Raw genomic sequence first — 16171 nt, forward strand, 5'->3', positions numbered from 1 at the left:
CCGCCTGCTCGGAATACGCACGCGCTGAGGCTGCGTCAAGGCGCGTAGCGAACTGCGCTCTCGCCGCGGCAGAAGCCATACAGCTGCATGCCGGCCTGCTTCGCAATGTCCACAGCCAGCGTGGTGGGCGCCGAGATCGTGGCCAGCACCGGCACGCCCAGGCGCGCGCATTTGCGCACCAGCTCGTAGCTCGCGCGGCTCGACATGATCACGAAGCCTTCGTTGTTCGCCAGCCGGTCCAGCGCGCGCTGGCCCAGCAGTTTGTCGAGCGCGTTGTGGCGGCCCACGTCTTCCATCACGGTGGTGACGTGGCCTTCGGGCGTGACCCAGGCGGCGGCGTGGTGGGCACCGGTCTGCGCATTGAGCGGCTGCATCGACGGCAACTGAGCGAATGCGCGCAGCACGGTGGGGGCTTGCAGACCGCCGACCCAAGCCGCCGGTGCCACACCCTCGGGCAAAAGGTCGAGCTGCTTCAGGCTGTCGATGCCGCACAGGCCGCAGCCAGTGCGGCCGACCAGGCTGCGGCGTTTTTCTTTCAGGCGCATCTCGGCGGCAGCGGCCACCTCGATCTGAATCTCCACGCCTTCGGCGTTGCCGATCACGTCGATGCCATGGCATTCCGCACGTGAATCTAGCAGTCCTTCGGACAGCGCGAAGCCGAGCGCAAACGCCTCCAGGTCGGCCGGCGTGGCCATCATCACGGCATGCGAGATGCCGTTGAACACCAGCGCAATCGGCACCTCGGCGGCAATTCGGTCGGTGAGGGCCTGGCTGCCCTTCGGCCCGAGGCGCAACACCGCGACTTCGCGCGTGGAGTCAGGCGGCGGTGAGTCGGGCAGTCGATCGTTCATGCCTCTACGCTAGCACGCTCCGGTGGCTGACGATGGCCTCCTTCACCGCAGGGTGAAGGTCGTCGCCGCCGGTGTCGATGTAGCCCAGCAGCTCACGCCGCATGCGCGGCTCCCAGAATTTCTTGATGTGGTTGGCGATGCCTTCCCGCGCTTCGACCGGGTCGGGCATGCTCTCGAAGAAGCTGCCGATCTGATTGGCCATCTTGACCAGGTTGTCCACGTGCATTCGAACCTCGCTTTATTTTGCGGTAACGGCAGCAGCGGATGAGCCGGCATTCAGCAGCTCGTGTTGCACACGGTTGAAGCGGCTGTACTCCTGCTGCCAGGCCGAGGGCTGCATCACCGGCATCACCTGCACGGCCGTCACCTTGTACTCGGGGCAGTTGGTCGCCCAGTCGGAGTTGTCGGTGGTGATCACGTTGGCGCCCGATTCCGGGAAGTGGAAGGTCGTGTACACCACGCCCGGTTGCATGCGCTCGCTCACCGTCGCCCGCAGCACGGTCTCGCCCGCGCGGCTCTGGATGCCGACCCAGTCGTCGGTCTTGATGCCACGGTCTTCGGCGTCGTGCGGGTGGATCTCCAGCCGGTCTTCGCTGTGCCACTGATTGTTCTCGGTGCGCCGCGTCTGCGCGCCCACGTTGTACTGCGACAGGATGCGGCCGGTCGTCAGCAGCAGCGGGAACTTGCGCGTGACCTTCTCGTCGGTGGCCACGTACTGCGTGATGATGAACTTGCCCTTGCCGCGCACGAACTTGTCGATGTGCATGGTCGGTGTGCCATCGGGCGCAGCGTCGTTGCAAGGCCATTGCACGCTGCCGGTCTCGTCGATCTTGTCGAAGCTCACGCCTTTGAAGGTGGGCGTCAGCGCGGCGATCTCGTCCATGATCTGCGACGGGTGCGTGTAGTTCATCGGGTAGCCGAGTGCGTTCGACAGCTTGACCGTCACCTCCCAATCGGCCAGCCCCGCCTTCGGCGGCATGACCTTGCGCACGCGCGAGATGCGGCGTTCGGCATTCGTGAAGGTGCCGTCCTTCTCGAGGAACGACGAACCCGGCAAGAACACGTGCGCGTACTTGGCGGTCTCGTTCAGGAAGAGGTCTTGCACCACCACGCATTCCATCGCCATCATGGCCTGCGCCACGTGCTGCGTGTTCGGGTCTGATTGGACGATGTCTTCGCCTTCGCAGTACAGGCCCTTGAAGCTGCCGGTGAGGGCTGCGTCGAACATGTTCGGGATGCGCAGGCCCGGCTCGGGCTGGAGCGTCACGCCCCACGCGTCTTCGAACGAGGCACGCACGGTGCTGTCCGACACATGGCGGTAGCCCGGCAGCTCGTGCGGGAACGAGCCCATGTCGCAGGCGCCCTGCACGTTGTTCTGGCCGCGCAGCGGGTTCACGCCCACGCCTTCGCGACCGACATTGCCGGTGGCCATGGCGAGGTTGGCGATGCCCATCACCATGGTCGAACCCTGGCTGTGTTCGGTGACGCCGAGACCGTAGTAGATGGCTGAGTTGCCCTTTTGCGCATAGAGGCGGGCGGCGGCTCGCACTTCGGCGGCGGGCACGCCGGTCACGTCTTCCATCACCTCGGGCGAGTTGTCGGGCCGGGCCACGAACTCGCGCCATTCGTTGAATGACTTGGGGTCGCAGCGCTCCGCCACGAAGGCCTCGTCGACCAGGCCCTCGGTGACGATCACGTGCGCCAGCGCGCTGATGATCGCGACGTTGGTGCCCGGCTTCAGCTGCAGGTGGTGTTGGGCGCTGATGTGCGGCGACTTGACGATGTCGATGCGGCGCGGGTCGACCACGATGAGCTTCGCACCTTCACGCAGGCGCTTCTTCATGCGCGAGGCGAACACCGGGTGACCATCGGTCGGGTTGGCGCCGATGACCATGATGACGTCGGCCTTCTCCACCGACTTGAAGGTCTGCGTGCCGGCCGAGGTGCCGTAGGTCTGGCCCAGGCCATAGCCGGTGGGCGAGTGGCACACCCGGGCGCAGGTGTCGACGTTGTTGTTGCCGAAGGCCGCACGCACGAGCTTCTGCACGAGGTAGGTTTCTTCGTTCGTGCAGCGCGACGAGGTGATGCCACCGATCGAGTCGCGGCCATGCTCGGCCTGGATGCGCTTGAACTCGCCTGCGGCGTAGTTGATGGCTTCGTCCCAGCTCACCTCTTGCCACGGGTCGGTGATCTGCTTGCGGATCATCGGCTTGAGCATGCGGTCTTTGTGGGAGGCATAGCCCCAGGCAAAGCGGCCCTTCACGCACGAGTGGCCTTCGTTGGCCTTGCCGTCTTTCCACGGCACCATGCGCACGACCTCGTTGCCCTTCATCTCTGCCTTGAAGGAACAACCCACACCGCAGTAGGCGCAGGTGGTGATGACGCTGTGCTCCGGCTGGCCGAGCCAGATCACGCTCTTCTCTTGCAGCGTGGCAGTGGGGCAGGCCTCGACGCAGGCGCCGCAGCTCACGCACTCGCTGTCCATGAAGTTCTCGTCTTGCCCCGCTGACACGCGAGACTCGAAGCCGCGGCCGCTGATGGTCAGCGCGAAGGTGCCTTGCGTCTCTTCGCAGGCCCGCACGCAGCGGTTGCAGACGATGCACTTGCTGGGGTCGTAGGTGAAGTACGGGTTGGACTCGTCCTTCTGGTCCTTCAGGTGATTGGCACCGTCGAAGCCGTAGCGCACGTTGCGCAGGCCAGTGACGCCGGCCATGTCCTGCAGCTCGCAGTTGCCGTTGGCACTGCAGGTCAGGCAATCAAGCGGGTGGTCGCTGATGTACAGCTCCATCACGCCTTTGCGCAGCTCTTGCAGCTTGGGCGTTTGCGTGTGCACGTTCATGCCGGCTTCGGCCGGCGTGGTGCATGACGCGGGGTAGCCCTTGCGCCCATCGATCTCCACCAGGCACAGCCGGCAGGAGCCAAAGGGCTCCAGGCTGTCGGTGGCACACAGCTTGGGCACCTTCACGCCGGCGTCGACGGCCGCGCGCATCAGCGAGGTGCCTTTTGGCACCGTCACCTGCACGCCATCGATGTTCAGCGTGACCTCTTGCTCCGACTCGCGCCGGGGGGTGCCGTAGTCGATTTCGTTGAGGTGATCCAGCATGGAGTTCTCCTTCAGGCGGCTTGATTGGCCGGCGCGTTGTCAGGTGCAGCGAGGCCGAAGTCTTGCGGATAGTGGTTCAAGGCCGACAGCACCGGATAGGGCGTCATGCCGCCCATGGCGCACAGCGAGCCATTGACCATGGTGTCACAGAGGTCGCGAAGCAGTTGGACCTCTTGTTGGAGGGGAATCGGGCGGTTTTGGTTCGCCGTGATCTTGTCGATGACCTCCACCCCGCGCGTGGAACCGATGCGGCAGGGCGTGCACTTGCCGCAGCTCTCGATGGCGCAGAACTCCATGGCGTAGCGCGCCAGCTGCGACAGATCGGCCGTGTCGTCGTGGACAACGATGCCGCCGTGCCCGACCACCGCGCCCAGCGCCGCATAGGCCTCGTARTCGAGCGGCACGTCCCATTGCGATTCAGGCAGGTAGGCGCCCAGCGGGCCGCCCACCTGCACGGCCTTGATCGGCCGGCCGGTGGCCGAGCCGCCGCCGTAGTCGTACAGCAGCTCGCGCAGCGTCACGCCGAAGGCCTTTTCAACCAGGCCGCCGTACTTGATGTTGCCGGCGAGCTGGATCGGCAGCGTGCCGCGCGAGCGGCCCATGCCGAAGTCTTTGTAGAAGGTGGCGCCGCGCGCCAGGATCAGCGGCACGGTCGCCAGCGTGATCACGTTGTTGATCACCGTCGGCTGGCCGAACAAACCCACCAGCGCCGGCACCGGCGGCTTGGCACGCACGATGCCGCGCTTGCCTTCCAGGCTTTCGAGCAGGGCGGTTTCTTCGCCGCAGACATAGGAGCCCGCGGCCTTGCGCACCTCGAGGCTGAAGTGGTGCGTGGAGCCCAGCAGGTTGTTGCCGAGGTAGCCCTCCGATTCGGCCCGGCGTATCGCCTCGTTCAGCGTGGCGATGGCGTGCGGATATTCGGAGCGGACGTAGATGTAGCCCTTGGTCGCACCGGTGGCGATGCCGGCAATCGTCATGCCCTCGATCAGCATGAAGGGGTCGCCCTCCATCGTCATGCGGTCGGAGTAGGTGCCGGAGTCGCCCTCGTCGGCATTGCAGACGATGTATTTCTGCTCAGCTGGCGTGGCCAGCACCGTCTTCCATTTGATGCCGGCCGGGAAGGCGGCGCCGCCGCGGCCACGCAGGCCCGAGTCGAGCACTTCCTGCACGATCTGCACGGGCTGCAGCGCCAGTGCGCGTTTCAGGCCGGCGAAGCCTTCGTGCGCGGTGTAGTCGGACAGCGAGAGCGGGTCTGTCACGCCCATGCGGGCGAAGGTCAGCCGCTCCTGCTTCTTGAGATAGGGAATGTCTTCGGTCAGGCCGAGTTGCAGCGCGTGCTCGCCGCCGGTGTGGAAGGCGGCGTCGAAGAGAGAAGCGACGTCGCCCACGGTCACCGGGCCATAGGCAATGCGGCCCAGCGGCGTGCCGACCTCGACGAGCGGCTCCAGCCAGAAGAGGCCGCGCGAGCCGTTGCGCACCAGCGTGATGGCCACGCCGCGCTGGGCTGCTTCATCGGCGATGCGGCGCGCCACCCGGTCGGCTCCAGCGGCGAGCGCTGCCGAATCGCGCGGCACGTAGATCGTGGTGTTCATGGGGTGCCTTTTGCTTCGGCAATCAGTTCATCGAAGCGCTGCGGCGTGACGCAAGCATGCAACTCATCGCCCAGCATGATCGCCGGCGACTGGGCGCACAAGCCCAGGCAGTACACAGGCTCCAGTGTGAAGGCGCCATCGGCCGAATGACCGTGCACCGCGCAGCCGAGGCGCTGCTGCGCATGGGCCAGCAGCGCGTCGGCGCCCATGGCCTTGCACGACTCGGCGCGGCAGATCTGCACCACCTTGCCGGCCGCCGGGGCGGCGCGGAAGTGGTGGTAGTAGGTGATGACGCCGTGCACCTCGGCGCGAGACAGGTTGAGCACGCTGGCGATCTCGGGCACCACATCCGAAGGGATGTGGCCCAGAGCGTCCTGCACCTCGTGCAGGATGGGCAGCAGCCCACCCTGTTCATGCCCTCGGCGAGCGAGCACCTCGCGCACCAGGGCCACGTGTTCCGCTGATGTCACGGGCGTCATCACGTTTCGCTCAGTTGAAGAACTTCGCCGTGCTCAGCAGCGTGCGGTACACGCCCCATGCGAGCGGAATGCCCACGGCGGCCCAGGCCAGAACGACCATGGCCGTTGGCGTGGTGCCGCCCGAACCGGGGCCGCTGCCGACTTCAGATGCGCTGGCGCGTTCGTGTGCCAGGCGCTTTTCTTCAGCCAGCTCTTCATCGGTCATGAACCACTTGTCGGCCACCGGGCGCACCAGCAGGTTCGCGATCAGGCCGATCACCAGCATGCCGACCAGGATGTACATGGTCTGGTTGTAGACCTGCTCTCGCGGGATGCCCAGGCCGAGCTGGTACTCGCGCATATAGTTCACGACCACGGGGCCGAGGATGCCGGCCGTGGCCCAGGCGGTGAGCAGGCGGCCGTGAATGGCGCCAACCATCTGCGTGCCGAACAGGTCGGCAAGATACGCCGGCACGGTGGCGAAGCCGCCGCCGTACATGCTCAGGATGATGCAGAAGGCCGCCACGAAGAGCAGCTTGCTGCCGGCCGCGGCGCTGCCGGGGATGCTGAAATACAGCACGCCGCCGAGCACGAAGAACATCACGTAGGTCATCTTGCGGCCGAGCTTGTCGGACAGGCTGGCCCAGAAGAAGCGGCCACCGATGTTGAACAGGCTCAGCAGGGCGGTGAAGCCCGCGGCCACGCCGGCGATGGCGGCCAGTTGCGTCTTGTCGAGTTCGCCGAACTTCTTGGCCACGCCAATCAGGCCGCCGCCGAACACTTCCTGCAGCATCGGGCTCGACATGCCGATCACGCCGATGCCGGCGCTGACGTTCATGCACAGCACCAGCCACACCAGCCAGAACTGCGGAATGCCCCAGACCTTCTTCACGTGCACGTGGCGCTGCGTGATCATGGTGTTGGACGCATCGGCCGCCTTGGGCACCCAGCCTGCGGGCTTCCAGCCGGTGGGCGGCACGCGGTAGCCGAAGGCACCGCCGAGCATGAAGACGAAATAGATCAGTGCCATCACGATGAAGGTCTGCATCACGCCGACGTCGGTCGGCGTGGCGAACATCTTCATCAGTTCAGCGGCGAGCGGCGAGCCGATCATGGCGCCACCACCGAAGCCCATGATGGCCATGCCGGTCGCCATGCCGCGGCGGTCAGGGAACCATTTGATCAGCGTGCTGACGGGCGAGATGTAGCCGAGGCCGAGACCGATGCCGCCGATGATCCCGGAGCCGATGATCATCAGCCAGAACTGGTGGAGGTAGATGCCGAGGGCCGACATCAGCATGCCGCCGCACCAGCACAGCGCGCTCACCACACCGGCCTTGCGCGGGCCGGCGCGTTCGAGCCAGCCACCCCACAGTGCAGCCGAGCAGCCGAGGAACACGAAGAAGAGGGTGTACATCCAGCCCAGAGTGGAGATCTTCCAGTCGCAGGTGCTGGTGAAGAGCTCGGCGAAGAAGCCGACGTCGGGGCCGCACTTGATGGCTTCCTTGATGCCCAGCGCCTTCGACAGCGGCAGCCAGAACACCGAGAAGCCGTAGGCCATGCCGATGCACAGGTGAATCGCAAGGGCTGCGGGCGGCACCAACCAGCGGTTGAAGCCTGGCCCGGCGATCGTTCTTTCTTTTTCCAGCAAACCCGGCGCGCTATCCGGCGCGCCGACAACCGTTCCCAATCCGACAGACGACATTGTTTTTTCTCTCCAGTTTCGTGGTGCTTCCACGGGTCCAAACGACAAGGCCGCAAGCATAAGCAATGCCTAATGACATTTCATAGTTTTGCGAATGCATTGACGCTGCATTTCCACGGCGCACGGCGAGGCAAACTCGAGCTGGCCTTCTCGCATTCGTTGAAACCGTGAGAAATTCACGGTTCGGCCGGCTGAACGCGTCGAAGGTGCGACGGAGCAGCAGACGTCAGCACACGCCCAGGCAAAGGCGGCCGGAGGCGACGCCTTGCACCTATCCAGTCAGCTTGTTGCGGTGCGATGGCAGAACCGCAACACCTGCCCCACCGAAGACACGTTATGTGTCAGGGGCAGCGGGCCTCGGCTCCGTTGTAGATGGCGAGCGCCTGGTTGCCGATTTCGTCGGCGAGGCGCACCACGGCCCGCCGGTGGGCGGCGGCCACGGCCAGCAGATCCCCTGCGACCGGCTCGCGAATGGTGCTGCGGCACAGCAAGGGCAAGGCCTTCACGACGTCGCTTTGCGCCGACCACACGCTGTCGAGCCACACCTCCTTGCCGGCGATGGACTCGAAACGTTGCACGTCAACCTTGACGCGCACCGCATTCGGCGATGGCACGTTGCGCGCATCCACCGCACCGAAGCGCTGCGACAGGCGCTCGAACAGCGCGGCGCGCAGTTCGTCGCGCAGCGGCGAGATCCACTGCTCCTGCTCCAGCAAACGCAAGCTTTCGTCGGGCAGCCGCACCACCCATTGCGATTGATCGACAGCCGGCGGCACGCTCACCGCGAGCAGGTCGACCGGCAAGGCCGGCAGGCTCGTATCGCGTGCGGGCGCAGTGGCCATCGACTGCAGGCTGTGGAAGCGCGGTGCAGCAGGCGAGGAGCAACCGGCGACAGCAAAGACGCTTGAGGCCAGGGCGAGGACAAGGTATTTCATCGTGGGCTGGATGTTCAACGGCGCTCGGGCGAACTGGGAATCTTCGGGTCTTCCGGCTTGCCGCGCAGCAGCGATTCCGGATGGCGTTGCAGGTAGTCGGTCAACACGCGCAACGATTGCGCGGCGCGCTGCAGGTCGATCAGCGTCTGCTCAGCGTTGCGCTGCAGGGGCGCGCTCGGGTCGAGCAGGTTGCGGTCGGCGCGGGCCAGGCTCTCCTGCACCGACTGCAGCGTGCGCCTCACCTCGGCGAGCGAAGCCTGTGCATCCGGCTTGAGCTGCTCGATGGCGGTGCGCGCCTGCGTCAGCGTCTCGTTGAGGTTGCGGCCGATGTCGTCGAACGGCACCTTGTTGATCTTGGCCACGATCTCGGCGAGCTGCGGCTGCACGTCGGCGAGCGTGCCCGGCACCGTGGGGATGGCCGGGATGGTGGTGGCCGTGTCGAGCGTGGCGCGGGTGGCCCGGCCCGGGAAGTCGAGCGCGATGTACATCTGTCCGGTGAGCAGGTTGCCGGTGCGGGCCTCCGCGCGCAGGCCGCTGTCGACCAGGCGCTGCAGCAGTGCGATGTCGCGCTTGGCGTCGTCGCTGCCGGGCTCGTGCAGCGCATCGCGCACGGCGCCCAGGCGGGTCGGGAAGATTTCGGCCTCGACCTCCACCGGGAAGCGCTTGCGCTTGGTGTCGTAGTCGAGCCGCACGGCCTTGACCGAGCCGATCTCGATGCCGAGAAAGTCAACCGGCGCATCGACGGCCATGCCGCGCATCGATTGGTCGAACACCATGCGCACGCGTTGCGGCGGACCGTCGGGCGGCGCCATTGCGCGCTTGCGGTCGGGGTACAGAACGAAACGGCTGCCGTCGGCTGCTGGGGGCACGTCACGGGTGCCCGGCGGGCGCTCGAACGACACGCCGCCTGCCAGCACCGACGCCAGCGTCTGCGTGTTGACGGTGAGGCCGCTGCTGGTGAGAGAGACCTCCACGCCGCTGGCGTTCCAGAAGCGCGTCTGGCCGTTGACCAGCTTGTCGTACGGCGCTTCGATGAAGACCTGCACCGACAGCTCGTCCACCAGCGGGTCGAGCGTGTAGCCCACGACCCGGCCCACGCGGTTGCGGCGATAGAAGATCGGCGAGCCCACGTCGAGCGAGCCCAGGTCCTCGGTGCGCAGCACGAAGCCTCGCCCCGGCTCCCCGCGCAGCACGAAGGGTGGTGCCTCGAGGCCTGTGAACTGGCGCCGCTCCGTGGTCGACACGCCGGCATCGACGCCGATGTAGGCGCCGGAGAACAAGGTCTCGATGCCGCTCACACCGGCGGTGTCGATGCGCGGGCGCACCACCCAGAAACGGGTGTCGTCGACGGCGATGTTTGCGACCGAGCGGTCAAGCCGCACCGACACGTGCACGCGGTCCCGGTTTTCGCTCAAGGTCACCGACTGCACACGACCGACCACCACTTCCTTGTAGCGGACTTCTGTCTTGCCGGGGCGCAGGCCGTCGGCGGAATGGAAGTCGATCGTCACCTGCGGGCCGGTGGAGAGCAGCGCGCGGATCAGCAAAGAGATGCCGATCGCCAGCGCGACGATGGGCACGATCCAGACCAGCGATGGCCCGCGCCATTTGCGTGTGACGGGCTTGGGCGGCGAGAAGGGGGGTGTTTCGATGTCGTCAGCCATGGGTCTCGGGAATGGTGGGCTCCTCGGGGGGGGATTCCTCAGGCCAGATCAGTCGGGGGTCGAAGCTGCCGGCGGCGAGCATGGTCAACACGACCACGGCGCCGAAGGCCAACAGCCCGGCCTGCGGCTGCACGCCGCCGAAAGCGCCGAAGCGCAGCGTGCCGACCAGCAGCACGACCACGAACACGTCGAGCATGGACCAGTGGCCCACTGCTTCGACCATGCGGTAGAGCTGAGCACGCTCGAAGCATTTCCAGCGCGAGCGGCGTTGCGCCGTGATGGTGAGCAGCAGCAGCACGGCGATCTTGAGCAGCGGCACCACGATGCTGGCGATGAACACGATCAGCGCCAGCGACCAATCGCCCCCGACGCGCAACTCCTCGATGCCGCCGAGGATGGTGTGGTTGGCGTCGCCGAACACGCTGTTGGTCGACATGATGGGCAGCAGGTTGGCGGGCACGTAGAGGATCATCGCTGCGATCAGAAAGGCCCAGGTGCGCTGAAGGCTGCCGGGCCGCCGATGGTGCAGCGCGGCGTTGCAGCGCGGGCAATGAAGCGGCGTGTCGGCCGGCACCGGCCGCGCAAGCTGCGACACGCGGCCGCAGGCCTGGCAGCTGAAGAGATGCTGCTGGGTGCCGGTGTGCAGGGGCGGCTCAGGGGCGGTCTCCATCATCGCGTGGACCCCAGCTCGCTACCGATCTTCCACAGCGAATGCGTGCCTGCGGCCAGGATGGAGGTGAGCAGCAAGGTCAGCGCTGCGTAGGCGAAGAGGCCGATGCCGGGTGTCGCACTGGCAAGCCCTGCGCTGCGCACCACGGCGACCAGCGTGCCCATCATGAACACCTCGACCATGCTCCAGCGGTTGAGAAAATTCAACGAACGCATCGCCGTGTTGAAGCCGGGCGGCACCAGCCCCCGTACGATCGACAGGAGCACATACAAGCGCACCAGCGTGAAACAGAGCGGGAACACGATGGCGGTGGCGGCGGTCAGCAAGGCCACCAGCGGTTGACCGCTTTCCCAGGTGTAGCGGATGGACTCCGGCAGCGTCGCGCGGCTGATCACGCCGCGCAGGTCGAGCGTGACGATGGGTGCGGTGTTGCCGATCACGATCAGCAGCAATGCCGCGAACGCGAAGGCCAACAGGCTTTGCACCGGCATCACATGGCCGCGGCCCAGCAAGGCGTTGCAGCGGAGGCAACGTGCCACGTTGCCCGGCTTGAGCTCGATGCGCTGGTGCACCGCATCACACTCGTTGCACACCACCAGATCGGGGCGGGCAATCAATACGGCCTGGGTGCGTGAGGTGGCCGACGCGCGGGGCGCAGGGGCATTCACGTGCATCTCGGGCTGGGTCATCCGCCGATCTTAGAGCCAGAGCCGCGGGGCGGCAGCGCGCAGGGGCACAGCTGGCAAGGCGCTGCGGTGTTCGGCCTCATCGGCTGCTTGGCGAAGGCCCTTTTCGGCGTCAGCTTGAACTCACCGGCCCGCTTCTGGGCGCTGTCACAATCGCGGAGTTTCCTCGAGGGCTGACCAGCGCAGTGTTGAAGCAATCCGGTGGGTTTTCCATGGCATGGCTACTGGCCCTGGCCTGTCTTCTCGTCAGTACCGGCGCGGAGTGGCACCGTTGGCGCGGCGTGGCCTCGCGTGCGGCGGTGCCATTGACGGTGGCCAAGGCCAAGCCCCGCAGCTTCTTCCTCACCGAGCGCAGTGCCGACACCATTCCCATGCCGCCCGGCGTGCCTGCAGCCCACGCGAGTGCGTTGGCCGCTTTGCCCAACGGTGAACTGCTGGCCTGCTGGTGGGCGGGCGCGCGCGAGAGCGCACCTGACGTGCAGATCTACATCGCCCGTTGGCGAGATGGCCATTGGAGCGACGCCCGCGCGATCGTTGATCGCCGTTCGCTCGGCAAGGCGTTGCACGTGGGTGTGCGGCGCATCGGCAACCCGGTGATATGGGTCGCCGATGACGGCCGGGTCCACTTGTACATCGTGGCCACCGGCCTGGGCGGCTGGGCCGCGGGCCGCGTGGCCCAGCTCACATCCGAAGACGGCGGCCACAGCTTCGTCGCGAATCGCTTGCTGCCGCTCACGCCGCTGTGGAACACCAGCGTGCTGGTGCGCACGCGGCCGGTCGGTGTGGCCGATGGCGGCTGGCTCCTGCCGGCCTACTTCGAACTTGGTCACAAGTACCCGATGGTGATTTCTTTCGATGCGCATGGCGAGCCACGCTGGGTGCAGCGCATCGGCGACAAGGTGACCTCGCTGCAGCCCGCGCTGCTGCCGCTGAGCGGCACCGAGCTGCGCGCGATGATGCGCGACATCAGCCCCCAACGCCGTGTGCAGCAGGCCGTGAGCCACGATGGCGGCCTGAGCTGGCAGGACATCCCGGCATCCACCCTCGCCAACCGAGACAACTCGGTGGCGGGCCTGCAGCTCGCAGGCGGCGGCTACGTGCTGCTCCACAACGACACGCCGCCCGGGAGCACCTCGCCGCGCCAGTGGTTGCGCCTCTCGACCTCGACCGACGGCACGACCTGGCTGCCGGGGCCGGACACGCAGCGCGGCGTGGCCGATGACGAGTTCTCTTACCCCAGCATCGTGCAGATCGGGCAGCAGCTGCACGTGACCTACACCCAGCAGCGCACGGCCATTGCCCACCGCGTCTACGACATCAAGTACCTGGAGCCCGAGCCATGAACCTGCCCTGGCTCGGTTTGCAGGTGGTCTACGCGCACGTCGCCTGGGGCGTGGTGCTGGCGGCCTGCGGTGTTGGCGCGCTGTCGTGGCGGACGCCGTTTCCGTCGCGGTTGGCGATGGGGTGGATGATTTTTTCGCTCGTGGCGTGCGCGCTGCCCGGTCCGGCCTCGCCGGCCCACTGGCTGATGCTCGCCTTTCAGCTGCCGAGCTTGCTGCTGGTCGCCTGCTGCGGCATGACGATGCTGGCCAACGCGCGTTGCGTCACGTGCTACCGCGTGCTTCCGCCCGGCTTGGCGCTGGGTCTCGCGATCGTGGGCGCTGTCTTGTATGTCGACACCGTGGGCTGGTTCGGCATGGGCTTGTATGTGCGCGGTTTCGGCCCTGAAGCGGCGTTCGCCGGGCTCCTGGTCGGTGCCGCGGCGGTGCTGGCCATTGCGACCGACCAGAGCCGCTCGGCCGGTTTCGCCGTGTTGCTCGCCTTGATGGTCTTTGCACTGTGCCGGCTGCCCACCGGCAATGTGTGGGACGCCGTGCTCGACCCCTTGCTCTGGGTGTGGGCCATCTTCAGCCTTGTGGCGCGCTGGAAGGCGCGTCGCCCTGCAGCTCCCTTGGTCCCGTCTACCTGACCGATGCTCCCGATCCGATCGCACCTTCGTCTTGCGCTGGCTATGGCCGGCGTGCTCTTCGTCGCGGCCACGCTGGCACGCATCGCCTTGGGTTTGTGGTTCGCGCCGCAAGGCATGTCGGCCAGCGACTGGGGCGGTGCGCTGTGGTTGGGGGCGCGTTTCGACGCGCGCGTGGCACTGGTCAGCGTGCTGGCAGCCTGGCTGCTGAGCAGCCTGCCGTGGCTGGGCAAGTACCTGAAGCCGCCACGGGCGCGCGGGCTGTGGTGGGCCTACTGGATGATCGCGGCGGCGGTATGGGGCCTCGCGGCAATCCTCGATGCCGGCCACTACGCCTATCTGGCGCAGCGCCTGTCGGCGGTCGTGTTCTCGCTCGCCCGCGATGCTGGTGAGGCCACCGGCATGGTGTGGCAGACCTATCCGGTGGTGTGGATCGGACTCGGCTTTGCGCTGTGGTTGGTGCTGTGCCACCTGGTGTTCTCGGCGCTCTGGACCTGGGCGGCGCGGACACCAGTGGCAAGGCCGTGGCCTGCTCGGTTGGCGGAGACAGTCGTGGTGCTGCTTGCGGTGTTCGTCGTGCACGGCAAGCTGTCGCAATACCCGCTGCGCTGGAGCGATGCGGTCGAGCTGCCCAACACCTTCTCGCAGTCGCTTGCGCTCAACCCGCTGCACAGCCTGTACGACACCTGGACCTTCCGCGTGCAACGGCTCGACGACGCGCAGATGCGGCCCGGTGCCGACCGCGTCCGCGCCTTCGTCGGCCTGCCGCCGCTGAAACCCGGCGAACCGATCTCGTTCCTGCGCACCGTGCCGCCCAAGCCCGCGGCCGCCAACGAACCACCGCCCAACGTGGTGCTGGTGCAGCTCGAATCCTTCGCTGCACACAAGACCGGTGTGCTCGGCAACCCGCTGGGCGCCACGCCGGCGTTCGATGCGTTGGCAAAAGACGGCTTGTTGTTCACCCACATGATGACGGCGCATGCCCACACTGCGCGCGGCGTGTGGGCCTTGGTGACGGGGCTGCCGGATGTGTCGCGCGAGTCCACTGCATCGCGCAACCCGGCGGCGGCCAACCAGCACAGCATCATCAACGAGTTCAAGGGCTACAAGAAGTTCTACTTCATCGGCGGCAGCACCTCGTGGGCCAACGTGCGGGGCGTGCTCACCGGCAACATCGACGGCATCGACATCTACGAACAGCAGCGCTACAAGGCCCCGGTGGTCGACGTGTGGGGTGTCTCCGACAAGAGCGTCTTCTTCGGCGCCAACGAAGTGTTCCGCGCGCAGAAGCAGCCGTTCTTCGCCTACATCCAGACCAGCGGCAACCACCGGCCCTACACCGTTCCCGACGAAGACCTGGACGCCTTCGTGCCGCCCACGCCGAGCGAAGCCGAACTGAAAGCGCAAGGCTTCATCTCGCGCGACGAATACCGGGCGTTCGCTTACCTCGACTGGTGCATCGGCCAGTTCATGGAGCGCGCACGCAAGGAAGCGTATTTCAAGAACACGGTGTTCGCCTTTGTCGGCGACCACGGCATCATCGGCCCGACCGGCCCGCACATGCCGCGTGCCTGGCACGACCTGGCCATCACGCAAGGCCATACGCCGCTGTTGATCTATGCGCCCGGCAGGGTGGCCCCGCGGCGCGTGGACACCTGGGCCCAGCAGGTCGACGTGCTGCCGACGCTGGCCTCGCTGGTGGGCATCGGCTACCGCAATACCAGCCTCGGCCGCGACCTGCTCGATCCGCAGTTCGACGCTTCGCGCGTGGCCTTCGAGTTCCAGTTCACCGGCCCCGGCGAACCCGGCATGCTGGTCGATCACCACATGCTGGTGAACCGCAAATCCCCTGCGGCCTACGACATTCTTTCGGACAAACCCATGAGCAACCTGCTGCAGCAAAAGCCGGTGCCGCCCGACGTGCAGCAGCTGGAGCAACAGTGGGGTTCATTCACCGTGGCATACGACAACGCGGCGCTGTATCTGCAAACGCACAACCCACGCTTCAGAGACTGAGATGCCGGTGCTGCAAACCGAACGCTTGCAGCTGCGCTGTTTCGACACGCAAGATGCCGAATTCATTCTCGAACTGCTGAACGACCCGGGCTGGTTGCAGCACATCGGCGACCGCAATGTGCGCAGCACCGACGATGCGCGCCAATGGATATCCACCCGGCTCGTCGACGTCTACCAGCGGCTCGGGTTCGGCTTCTGGGCCGTGCACCTGCACGATGACCCGACACTGCTCGGCCTGTGCGGCCTCATCAAGCGCGACACCCTGCCCGAAGTGGACGTGGGGTATGCCTTCCTGCCGAGCCACCGAGGCAAGGGCTATGCGCGCGAGGCCGTCGCAGGTTGCTTGAAGCACGGGCACGAGGTGCTGGGCCTGCACCGCATCCTCGCCATCACGTCACCCGGCAATATGGCATCACAGCGCGTGCTCGAGACCTCGGGCATGCAGTTGGAAGATCGGCGTACGCTCGCTGGTGAGGAGCGCGAGACGCTGGTATACGCCTGGAGCTCGCCGCCCCGCTGACGGCT

At 66.5% G+C, this 16171-nt stretch carries 14 protein-coding genes; 4 read left to right on the top strand and 10 right to left on the bottom strand.

Annotated features, from left to right (window positions below):
• Window positions 1-35: 35 nt before the first annotated feature.
• The 10 genes from fdhD to AC1DYS_RS17905 form a co-directional block, all read right to left on the bottom strand.
• Window positions 36-851: a formate dehydrogenase accessory sulfurtransferase FdhD gene (fdhD, locus tag AC1DYS_RS17860; protein WP_477901516.1), complete on the bottom strand. Its 816-nt coding sequence runs from the start codon at window positions 849-851 to the stop codon at window positions 36-38.
• Window positions 852-855: 4 nt separating this feature from the next.
• A complete protein-coding gene (locus AC1DYS_RS17865; RefSeq protein ID WP_477901518.1) occupies window positions 856-1077 on the bottom strand; it encodes a formate dehydrogenase subunit delta in 222 nt (73 codons plus the stop codon).
• A 12-nt stretch (window positions 1078-1089) separates the two neighbouring features.
• On the bottom strand, window positions 1090-3954 hold the full coding sequence (gene fdhF / locus AC1DYS_RS17870; RefSeq protein ID WP_477901520.1) for a formate dehydrogenase subunit alpha: 2865 nt from the start codon (window positions 3952-3954) through the stop codon (window positions 1090-1092).
• An 11-nt stretch (window positions 3955-3965) separates the two neighbouring features.
• Complete coding sequence (locus AC1DYS_RS17875) at window positions 3966-5546, bottom strand: formate dehydrogenase beta subunit (RefSeq protein WP_477901522.1); 1581 nt, start codon at window positions 5544-5546, stop codon at window positions 3966-3968.
• On the bottom strand, window positions 5543-6016 hold the full coding sequence (locus AC1DYS_RS17880; protein WP_477901524.1) for a formate dehydrogenase subunit gamma: 474 nt from the start codon (window positions 6014-6016) through the stop codon (window positions 5543-5545). The genes AC1DYS_RS17875 and AC1DYS_RS17880 overlap by 4 nt, the downstream gene beginning before the upstream one ends.
• A gap of 19 nt (window positions 6017-6035) precedes the next feature.
• A complete protein-coding gene (locus AC1DYS_RS17885; RefSeq protein ID WP_477901526.1) occupies window positions 6036-7709 on the bottom strand; it encodes an OFA family MFS transporter in 1674 nt (557 codons plus the stop codon).
• A 341-nt stretch (window positions 7710-8050) separates the two neighbouring features.
• Window positions 8051-8644 (bottom strand): PqiC family protein, encoded by a 594-nt coding sequence (locus AC1DYS_RS17890; RefSeq protein WP_477901528.1) that lies wholly within the window; start codon window positions 8642-8644, stop codon window positions 8051-8053.
• 14 nt (window positions 8645-8658) lie between these two features.
• Window positions 8659-10308 carry a PqiB family protein gene (locus AC1DYS_RS17895; RefSeq protein ID WP_477901530.1) on the bottom strand — a complete coding sequence of 550 codons (1650 nt, stop codon included), beginning with the start codon at window positions 10306-10308 and terminating at the stop codon, window positions 8659-8661.
• Window positions 10301-10981, bottom strand: coding sequence for a paraquat-inducible protein A (locus AC1DYS_RS17900; protein WP_477901532.1), 681 nt, complete (start codon window positions 10979-10981; stop codon window positions 10301-10303). Before AC1DYS_RS17900 ends, AC1DYS_RS17895 begins: the two co-directional genes overlap by 8 nt.
• Window positions 10978-11667 (bottom strand): paraquat-inducible protein A, encoded by a 690-nt coding sequence (locus AC1DYS_RS17905; protein ID WP_477901534.1) that lies wholly within the window; start codon window positions 11665-11667, stop codon window positions 10978-10980. The genes AC1DYS_RS17900 and AC1DYS_RS17905 overlap by 4 nt, the downstream gene beginning before the upstream one ends.
• A gap of 209 nt (window positions 11668-11876) precedes the next feature.
• Between AC1DYS_RS17905 and AC1DYS_RS17910 the strand changes: the two genes are divergently transcribed.
• From AC1DYS_RS17910 to AC1DYS_RS17925, 4 genes are read left to right on the top strand one after another with little or no spacing between them, the layout of a single operon-like run.
• Entirely contained in the window at window positions 11877-13007 is a 1131-nt protein-coding gene (locus AC1DYS_RS17910) for an exo-alpha-sialidase (protein ID WP_477901536.1), read from the top strand.
• Window positions 13004-13633: a hypothetical protein gene (locus AC1DYS_RS17915; protein ID WP_477901538.1), complete on the top strand. Its 630-nt coding sequence runs from the start codon at window positions 13004-13006 to the stop codon at window positions 13631-13633. The genes AC1DYS_RS17910 and AC1DYS_RS17915 overlap by 4 nt, the downstream gene beginning before the upstream one ends.
• A 3-nt stretch (window positions 13634-13636) precedes the next feature.
• Entirely contained in the window at window positions 13637-15646 is a 2010-nt protein-coding gene (locus AC1DYS_RS17920) for an LTA synthase family protein (RefSeq protein WP_477901540.1), read from the top strand.
• 1 nt (window position 15647) lies between these two features.
• Complete coding sequence (locus AC1DYS_RS17925; protein WP_477901542.1) at window positions 15648-16166, top strand: GNAT family N-acetyltransferase; 519 nt, start codon at window positions 15648-15650, stop codon at window positions 16164-16166.
• The last annotated feature ends 5 nt before the right edge of the window (window positions 16167-16171 follow it).

The organism is Rhizobacter sp. P2_G4 (assembly GCF_056403575.1).